This window comes from Flavobacterium sp. (assembly GCF_044338735.1).
Taxonomy (GTDB): domain Bacteria; phylum Bacteroidota; class Bacteroidia; order Flavobacteriales; family Flavobacteriaceae; genus Flavobacterium.
Map to the genome: position 1 here is coordinate 1 of NZ_JBIIWV010000093.1, position 8,273 is coordinate 8,273.

At 29.1% G+C, this 8,273-nt stretch carries 7 protein-coding genes; 3 read left to right on the forward strand and 4 right to left on the reverse strand.

Annotated features, from left to right (window positions below; genetic code table 11):
- The coding region (locus ACIQZC_RS07150) for a hypothetical protein (RefSeq protein ID WP_396138549.1) at positions 1 to 329 on the reverse strand (329 nt) is incomplete at its 3' end.
- 463 nt (positions 330 to 792) lie between these two features.
- Here ACIQZC_RS07150 and ACIQZC_RS07155 point away from each other — a divergent pair.
- Positions 793 to 1,965 carry a helix-turn-helix domain-containing protein gene (locus tag ACIQZC_RS07155; RefSeq protein ID WP_396138550.1) on the forward strand — a complete coding sequence of 391 codons (1,173 nt, stop codon included), beginning with the start codon at positions 793 to 795 and terminating at the stop codon, positions 1,963 to 1,965.
- Between the two features lie 17 nt (positions 1,966 to 1,982).
- On the opposite strand, the gene ACIQZC_RS07160 is transcribed toward ACIQZC_RS07155, so the two are convergent.
- Both ACIQZC_RS07160 and ACIQZC_RS07165 read right to left on the reverse strand, forming a co-directional pair.
- Positions 1,983 to 2,879: a helix-turn-helix domain-containing protein gene (locus ACIQZC_RS07160; protein WP_396138551.1), complete on the reverse strand. Its 897-nt coding sequence runs from the start codon at positions 2,877 to 2,879 to the stop codon at positions 1,983 to 1,985.
- 317 nt (positions 2,880 to 3,196) lie between these two features.
- A complete protein-coding gene (locus tag ACIQZC_RS07165; protein WP_396138552.1) occupies positions 3,197 to 4,135 on the reverse strand; it encodes a helix-turn-helix transcriptional regulator in 939 nt (312 codons plus the stop codon).
- A gap of 380 nt (positions 4,136 to 4,515) precedes the next feature.
- Here ACIQZC_RS07165 and ACIQZC_RS07170 point away from each other — a divergent pair, with 380 nt between their 5' ends.
- Positions 4,516 to 5,139 carry a hypothetical protein gene (locus ACIQZC_RS07170; protein WP_396138553.1) on the forward strand — a complete coding sequence of 208 codons (624 nt, stop codon included), beginning with the start codon at positions 4,516 to 4,518 and terminating at the stop codon, positions 5,137 to 5,139.
- Between the two features lie 6 nt (positions 5,140 to 5,145).
- Here ACIQZC_RS07170 and ACIQZC_RS07175 read toward each other — a convergent pair whose 3' ends face one another.
- Positions 5,146 to 6,795, reverse strand: a complete 1,650-nt coding sequence (locus ACIQZC_RS07175) for a S8 family serine peptidase (protein ID WP_396138554.1) — start codon at positions 6,793 to 6,795, stop codon at positions 5,146 to 5,148.
- 146 nt (positions 6,796 to 6,941) lie between these two features.
- Here ACIQZC_RS07175 and ACIQZC_RS07180 point away from each other — a divergent pair, with 146 nt between their 5' ends.
- The gene (locus ACIQZC_RS07180) at positions 6,942 to 8,120 is read left to right on the forward strand and encodes an iron-containing alcohol dehydrogenase (RefSeq protein WP_396138555.1); all 1,179 of its coding nucleotides are present in this window, start codon (positions 6,942 to 6,944) and stop codon (positions 8,118 to 8,120) included.
- Positions 8,121 to 8,273: the final 153 nt, after the last annotated feature.

Below are 8,273 nucleotides of genomic sequence, written 5' to 3' on the forward strand. Positions count from 1 at the left end.
CCCGAAAAATCTGACGCCGGCACTAGAATTTCTGAAATACCGTCGCCGTCCATATCGGCAGCAGTAGGTGTTCCTCCATTCCAAATTACAGGATTGGATGCAAACTTCTCAGCAATTCCCCAAACTGCTGCTGGAGTAGAATTGTAAGGACCGTAGCAATTGGCGTTGGTTTGTGCGTTTACAGTGGTATTCGTGCCCAACAATAAAAATCCCAAAGCAAAAATTGCCATCAAATTTTTAAGGAAACCATTATTGGTTTTGAAATTAGGGTTTTGAGAACGGTTGGTAGCTATTGTGCTAGCAATTTGATTAGGTAAAAAGTTACTCATAAGTAATTTTATTATTTTGTGTTGCTTTTGTAAAAAAGTATTTTGGGATGTATCATTACTATTTTTAGATGATAAATAAAGTTGATTCATGCCATTCGCTTTAAGCTGTGTTGTATTAATATAATTAAGAGCTAATGCCTGTTTTAACTTTAAAAACAAGGTTGAATTAAACCTAATTTTTTTACGATATAAAAATATAATAGCCTACTTTATTATTATTTCACAATTTGTTTTTGAACTACTTTTTTCTGAAATTACTTTTTATAATCATTACTTATACCCTAAAAAATTCAATAGAAACTTTTATTTATATGTAATGTGATTTTAAATTTTACCCTAAATTATTTTTTTGTTTTTTTTTAATAAAAGTGCGCTTTTTTTATTTTTTAGGAATACTTTGTCAATTTTATATCATTTTTGGAAAATAAAATTTGTTTTTTTGTGGTACTTAAAAACGCCCAATATGGAAAGATTAGCTTATTATCTGCAAATTGGAACTACTATTAGTAGTATTGTTTTTGCCTTGGTTTTTGTTTTTTATAATTGGAACAAAAGTTTGTTTAAAAAATTACTTGCGTTGCAATTTTTGATACTGGGTTATGGGATGTTTATTAATTTTATTTATTTTAATAATTTTTTTACCCTTTTCCCACATTTAAGCAGAACTGGTTTGCTTTGCGCATTATTAATTCCTGCTATTCAGTTTTTATCTATCTACAGGGGTTTTAGAAAACAAAAACTCAAATGGAAAGATGCGTTGCATTTTTTACCGGCACTTCTTTATGTTGTTAATTTTTTCAATTATTTTATTTTATCTGCCTCCGAAAAAATTATTCTACTTGAAAACAATAGTATCGCAAAATTTAATGAGGGGTTTTTACCTGATTATTTTATACCCATACTTGCAATTTTTCAAATTACATTTTACTTGGTCTGGTTTGTGTTCTTAATACGAAAATTCAAGAAAGATATACTCTCTAAATCGATACGTGAATTTATTTACTTTATGATGAGTTTTATGGTGTTTCATTATTTGCCTCCATTAATGGTTGTTTTATATTATTATGATAACCATGCCATTACTAATTGGATGCCTGTTATATATTCTATTTTTAACCTGATTTTTTTCTTTAAAATATTAATAACTCCAGAGTGGTTGTTTTATCATAAAAGTAAGGTTGAAGTGGCTTTACCTACTATTTCATCGCCAAATGTTATTAAAAGAGAAATTAGACCTCTAGAAAGCTCTTTAATACTAATATTGTCGCCAAAAAAAATTCAATTATCAGATGATGAATCTCAGCTTTTTGATCGTTTTACAGCTATTGTAGAGGCAGAGCGCTTTTTTTTAAACCCTACATTTAGTCAAAAAGGAATTGCTGAAAAATTAGGCGTTTCTGAATACAAAATTCGACACTTAGTTGAAAAAGCATATGGTGTTAAATTTTCAGAATTTGCAAATTATCGCAGAACCTACTTCCTTTTAAATGAGATGCGTAAAAACAAGCAATGGCAGCGCTATTCTTTTGTGGCTATTGCCAGAAAACTAGGCTACTTGAGTGTCAATTCATTTTATTTGAATTTTAAAAGAATTGCTGGGGTTACGCCTAAGGAATATTTTAGTGCTGAGGATTAATTTTGATGGACTGACAATTATTCTTCAGGAATAATAGCTTTTTTTAGATTGTCATAATAAATTTTTGGTGTGCATCCTACATAATTTTTAAAATGAGCATAAAAATTATTAACACTATTAAACCCAACTTGAAAGGCTAAATCTTGAAAGTTAGTCTTTAAAGCAGTTTCTACAGATACATGTTGCACTAAATAATTGATCCTATATTCGTTTAAGAATTGGTTGAAATTTTGATTGCGAATTAATTTAATTGCTTTGCTAATTTGACGTGCAGGAATTTTTATTTCACTTTCTAATTTCGTGATGGTATAATCAGGGTTTAAATAAGACTTATGAAGGTTAAAATATTGCTCTATTTTTTCTAAATGATTATAGGTAGCCGATTTAAATGATGTGGTTTTTTGAACTACCGTTACTTCGTTTTCCTTTGTAAAATATGGGTCATACATAAAAGTTGGGATAAAGAAAAAATAACCCAACATTAAAAAAGTAGTTATAAACTCAATGATATTTGTTTCAAATACGCTATTTTCATTGAATAAATAGAGTACGTCAGAGAGAACTATTGAAATTAAATTTAAAAAAAGATAGAGTAATAATGCCGAAAAAAAGTCTTTTAAACTGTTGCTTAATTTAATCCCCTTTTTGCTGTTAAATAAAATAACTCCCATCGCTATTAGATATCCACAGAAAAGAGTTACACGGAGTAAAAAAATAGTATTATCTGTTAAATAGGTTCCTTCTGACCAAAGGGATTCAAAACCTTCATTATACATTTTATTTATTATACCTACTTTTTCCGTTGCGGTCTTTGAATAAAGCGCCCAGAATTCGAGTAAAAATAAAAGTACTGGAAGAACATGCAACGCATCATACCATTTGAATTTTCGTTGATTTACTTCAAAAACCAACATTAAAAAAATTATAGGAAGCCCAATTCGTGAAATCAGATGGCTTAACAACAAAAAATGTGGAAAATTTAGTATTTCTTTTGAAAGGAATAAATGAATAGAAAATGTTTTAATTAAGAGCAATAAAAGTATAAAACTAATAAGTTTATGGGTAAGACTTATTTTGAAATTTCTAACAAAAAAAATGCCCGCTACAAATATATTCAAAATGAATACTGATGCAGTAATTAAATCATATATGTTAAAAGTTGTTTCCATTTATTATTTCAAATATACTTAATTTTATATCGAATGAACATTAGGTTTTAATGAATTATAAATTACATTAATCTTGAATTAAGATACTCTTCTAAAGTACTACTCGAATTCAATTTAATTTTTTTTCTAATCTGAGTTCTATAATATTCAACACTTTTTTCAGATTTATCCATCAATAATGCAATCTCTTTTGACGTAAAATTTAAAGCGATATATTCGATTACCTTGATCTCTTTATCGGTTATTTCCGGATGATTTTTCTTTATAAAATTAACTATTTTATCAACGCTTAATTTCTTTTGCATGATTTGAGATAATTCTTTGTAATTATCAAAAAAGGAATTTAAACATACTTTTAATTTCTTCAGCGTATCTTTTTCGTTATAATTTGGGCTTTTTTCATCGACAATATTCTCAAGTTGTTTTTTTAATAACGCAACTTTTTTAATAGTAAGAATTGAAGTATTAAGCTCTTCTGTAGTTTCCTTAAAGTTTTCTGTTAATTCGAGCCTTTCAAATTCTTTTTTTAATAGTTCATTTTGAGTATGAATAATACTTAGTGAATTCATTTCCTTTTTATATTTAGAGCTTCGAATTAGTAATAAAGCAATCCATAATCCCAATAGTATAATTATCCCTGACAGAAGAAAAATGATTGAACTTGAAGAAAAATGTTTTAGGTTTAATTCATTGATTAATTGTATATCCAAAGAATTTTTAACCCCTAAAGCAATAGAATTCGTCCAATTTTCAGTAGTTATATTATTTAAACTAGCATGATAAGTATCAATAAATGCTGATTTACAGTGTTTTATAATTAAATTAGGTGTGTCGATTAGATGAGTTTCAATTCCTTTTTCAAATATTTTTTTTAGGGTTAAATTTGACTCAACTTTAGAAAAATTAATTTCAATAGTTGATAAATTATTACCTGTATAGCATGAGGAAAAGCCCTTGAATACAAATAAATTAAGAACCAATAAAAAGACTAAATTTTTCATAGTAAATTTAATTAGTATTAAAAAAATTTAGGGTTATTTTTTTATATTTTGTGTAATAATAACTAATTGTTGGAAAATACTTACAAAAACTCTTGTATATTTAAAAAAAAATCCTTTAAATTTGAAATTTATAAATAAAATTAATTATTAATCGTTCTAATTTCTAGATGTTTATACCCTAAAAAATGTCGTTTTTATCTATTCCCCCTAATTTTATCTTAGCAAAACCTGTTGAGCAAACTCTATCTTCGAAAAATAATTTCTCCAAGTCGTTATTTAAAAAAAGAAATTTATTTTACTTTAGTGAATCAAAAGCAGTTACTAATTTTGAGCTTTTCCTTTCAGACTCTTCTAATTTACATGTTTATAAAGGTTTTAAAGTGATAAATAATCACAAAACTTTTAATTTCAATGGTGTAAAAGTTCATGTAGCTTCACAAGAATCAAATCACACTAAAGAATCTATTTTTAACATTCTTCTCGAAAATTATTTCAAAACTGAGACTTCAAACGAAATAAAATCTATGTTAAAAAAGAGCGAGTTTTCAATGTGGAACGAAAAAGAATTGTACTCTTTTTGGACAAAGAATCTAGTCGAAAAAAATGCTGAAATTGCAGATTTAATTGATTTATTAGACACTGATATTTATTCTAATGAAGCACTAATTGCTTTGGGTGAAAAGTTGTTAAAAACGATTAAAAACAAACCTAACAAATTTCAAAATTTATTCAATATTTATTTTAAAATGGGCAACTGTTATTTCTATAATAATGAGCCTAAAAAAGCGCTTAAATATTACAAAAAGGCAGCGGTTTTTTTAAATTATATTGATGTACATCACCATTTTTTATTCTATTTAAATTTAGCTAAAACCAAAAAAAGCATCGGTTTAGTAACAGAAATTGAAGACCGAAATGTAATTTATTTTTATTTGTCAAAAGAAAGTTGGGAAAAAAAATTATATAAAAACGATTTGAAAGACTATTTTCAATTTTCGGCTTAATAACTTTTAATTAACCACAATTTTTATGTTTTTTTGATATGCTCCTGTGTCAAGAATTAAAATATAGCTGCCTTTAGGATGATTAAATGTAATATCATTTTTTCCTTCATAAATATCAAGTTTATCAGATTGAATGAGTTTTCCGTCTAATGAATAAACATAAATATTTAAGTTGCCATACATCTTTTTTGAAATAAGTTGGAATTTTTTATTTTTAACAGGATTTACATAACTAAACTCTTGGTTACTTATTGTAAAATTTTCATTGGACAACGTTTGAAACGCATTGAATGCATTAACTCTTCCCCATCCCATGTATGGGTCAAATCCTGGCAAATCTTCGCTAAGCAATCCTACTTGATCCTGAGCGGTGGATTTTAAAAGATTTTTTATTTGTAATGGTGTTAAATTTGGATTTCTTGAAAGTAAAAGCGATGCTATTCCGGCAACTAATGGAGTCGCTTGAGATGTTCCTCCCCAATAACTATTGTAATTTGTGTCTGACGAAAAACTTAGACTATATATATAATTCCCTGGCGCAACTACTGTAATGTGATTCCCATAATTACTACCAGATGTAGTGCCCCAAAAAAAAGGAGCTGTCCTATCGTCGTCAGAATCTGTTGAACCTACGGCTATAACATCCATTGTGCTTGCATAACCTGCTGGATAATACGTTGTATTATTGTTAAAATTCATCATGCATGTTACAAAAACCACATTATTTGTTATTGCATATTGAATTGCATCCTGCAATATTGTACTATTTCCAGTGCCACCTATAGACATACTAATGATTTTTACTCCTCTATCTACTGCATAATATATTGAACTTGCCATCCATGAATATTGTCCGCTATTGTTTGAATCTAACACTTTTAAAGGGAGTAGTTTTGAGTTCCAATTAACACCTGCATAACCAATACCGTTACTCCCTGTTGAAAGCAATATTCCGGAACAATTGGTGCCATGGCCATGATCATCTGTAGCGTTATTGTCATTATTTACAAAATCCCAACCATTCACATCATCAATCTTTCCATTGTTATCATTATCGATTCCATCGTTTGCAATTTCATTTGGATTTGTCCATATTCTACCCGCTAATTCGGGATGAGTTAACCTAAACCCAGTATCTGGTACTGCAATTAACATATTGGGATCGCCTGTTTCAAAGTCCCAGGCTAAATCTATATCCGCATCTGCATCGTTTTCTGAAGTAAACGGCATTCCTGAAACATTAAAAGTACCATTATTAAAGACGCCCCATTGTCTGTTATATAGAGCATCATTTGGCGTTTGTAAAACCTCGTATTTTTTACCTCCTCCTTCTGAAATATAATCTGGTTCTATATGTTTTATTTCAGGATAAGTTTTTAAAACATTGATGCTTTTTGTAATATCTAATGGTTCTTTAAAATCTATCTGGAAAGTATAAGTGGTTTTTGCTTGCCCAACAGGGGTAATCTTTTTTATTTTATTTTCATTTAACCATAAATCTAAATTGAAAATTGAAAAAGTATTTTCATTTAAATTTAATTTGGAAACATCCCATAAATCAGAATTAAATTTAATTAACAATGATTTAGAGTTGTAATTTTCTTGACCTATCAATACATTAGTTGCCAACACGCATAAAATAAATAATCTTTTCATATTTAAATTGTTAATTAATAAATTTTCAATAATGTATCAAATATATAATTTTTCTGTAAGATCATATATGTCATTTATGTTTAAATCAAATTTTACTATTTTCAATTAATTATCTTTTGTAGATTTGTTCGATAAAGTAACCTGTAATGACAAACTTCGAATTATATAACCCTGTAAACTATGTCTTTGGCAAAGGGCAAATCGCTAAATTAACAGACTTAGTTCCTTCTAATACAAAAATACTTATTGCTTATGGCGGTGGAAGTATTTTTAAAAATGGTGTGTACGACCAAGTAAAAGCGGCTTTAAATTCCCAATTTCTTGCAAATGAAATTATAGAATTTGGCGGCATCGAACCCAATCCGCGTTTTGAAACGTTGATGAAAGCGGTTGAATTGATTAGAGCTGAAAAAATTGGATTTATTCTAGCTGTTGGTGGCGGAAGTGTAATTGATGGTGTCAAGTTTATTTCGGCAGCAGTACATTTTGAAGGCGATGCATCCGAAATTCTTAAAAAAAGACTTTTATTTAAAGATGTTTCTAAAGTAATTCCATTTGGAACGGTTTTAACCTTACCAGCAACAGGTTCTGAGATGAATTCGGGCGCTGTGGTTACCATTGAAGCAACTCAAGAAAAATTAACGTTGGGCGGAAGTGCTTTATTCCCCGTTTTCTCTATTGTAGACCCCACCGTTATTACTTCGTTACCAAAAAGACAACTACAAAACGGAGTGGTCGATGCTTTTACACACGTTTTAGAACAATACATTACCTATCCTCACGATGCTTTATTACAAGATAGAATTTCCGAAGGAATATTACAAACCCTAATTGAAATTGGTCCCGATGTTGTTGAAAATCCGAGTGATTATAAATTGGCTTCTAACTTTGTTTGGTGTGCTACTATGGCTTTGAATGGTTTAATTCAAAAAGGCGTTCCGTCCGATTGGGCAACCCACATGATTGGTCATGAATTAACGGCTTTATACGAAATTGATCACGCGAGAACATTGGCTATCATTGGTCCAAATTTATATAAAGTAATGTTTGAAACTAAAATGGATAAATTAGCACACTACGGGCAGCGCGTTTGGAACATTCAAGGAAATTCAACCGAAGAAATTGCTGAAAAAGCCATCGAAAAAACAGTGGCATTCTTTCACAAAATGGGCATGAAAACCAAATTATCTGAAAACACAGAAAATTTTGAAAACACCGCTGATTTCGTAGTCAACCGTTTCGAAGAAAGAGGATGGAAAGCTTTAGGTGAAAAACAAAACGTTACGCTAGAAAAGGTAAAAACAATTGTGGAAATGAGTTATTAAGATTAAAACACGAATTTCACAAATTTCACAAATTTAATTTGCTTTTCAAAGCGAAGCTTCTTCTTAAAACTTGCTGAACTTTGCGTGAAACTTTGAGAACTTTGCGTTAAAATTAATCATTTTATAAGCAGTGATTCTTAAAAAACTATGTGA

What these genes read in the sequence shown, in the direction of transcription:
- ACIQZC_RS07175 (WP_396138554.1), bottom strand. Translation starts at nt 6,795, where the DNA reads ATGAAAAGATTATTTATTTTATGCGTGTTGGCAACTAATGTATTGATA.
- ACIQZC_RS07180 (WP_396138555.1), top strand. Translation starts at nt 6,942, where the DNA reads ATGACAAACTTCGAATTATATAACCCTGTAAACTATGTCTTTGGCAAA.
- ACIQZC_RS07155 (WP_396138550.1), top strand. Translation starts at nt 793, where the DNA reads ATGGAAAGATTAGCTTATTATCTGCAAATTGGAACTACTATTAGTAGT.
- ACIQZC_RS07165 (WP_396138552.1), bottom strand. Translation starts at nt 4,135, where the DNA reads ATGAAAAATTTAGTCTTTTTATTGGTTCTTAATTTATTTGTATTCAAG.
- ACIQZC_RS07160 (WP_396138551.1), bottom strand. Translation starts at nt 2,879, where the DNA reads ATGTTGGTTTTTGAAGTAAATCAACGAAAATTCAAATGGTATGATGCG.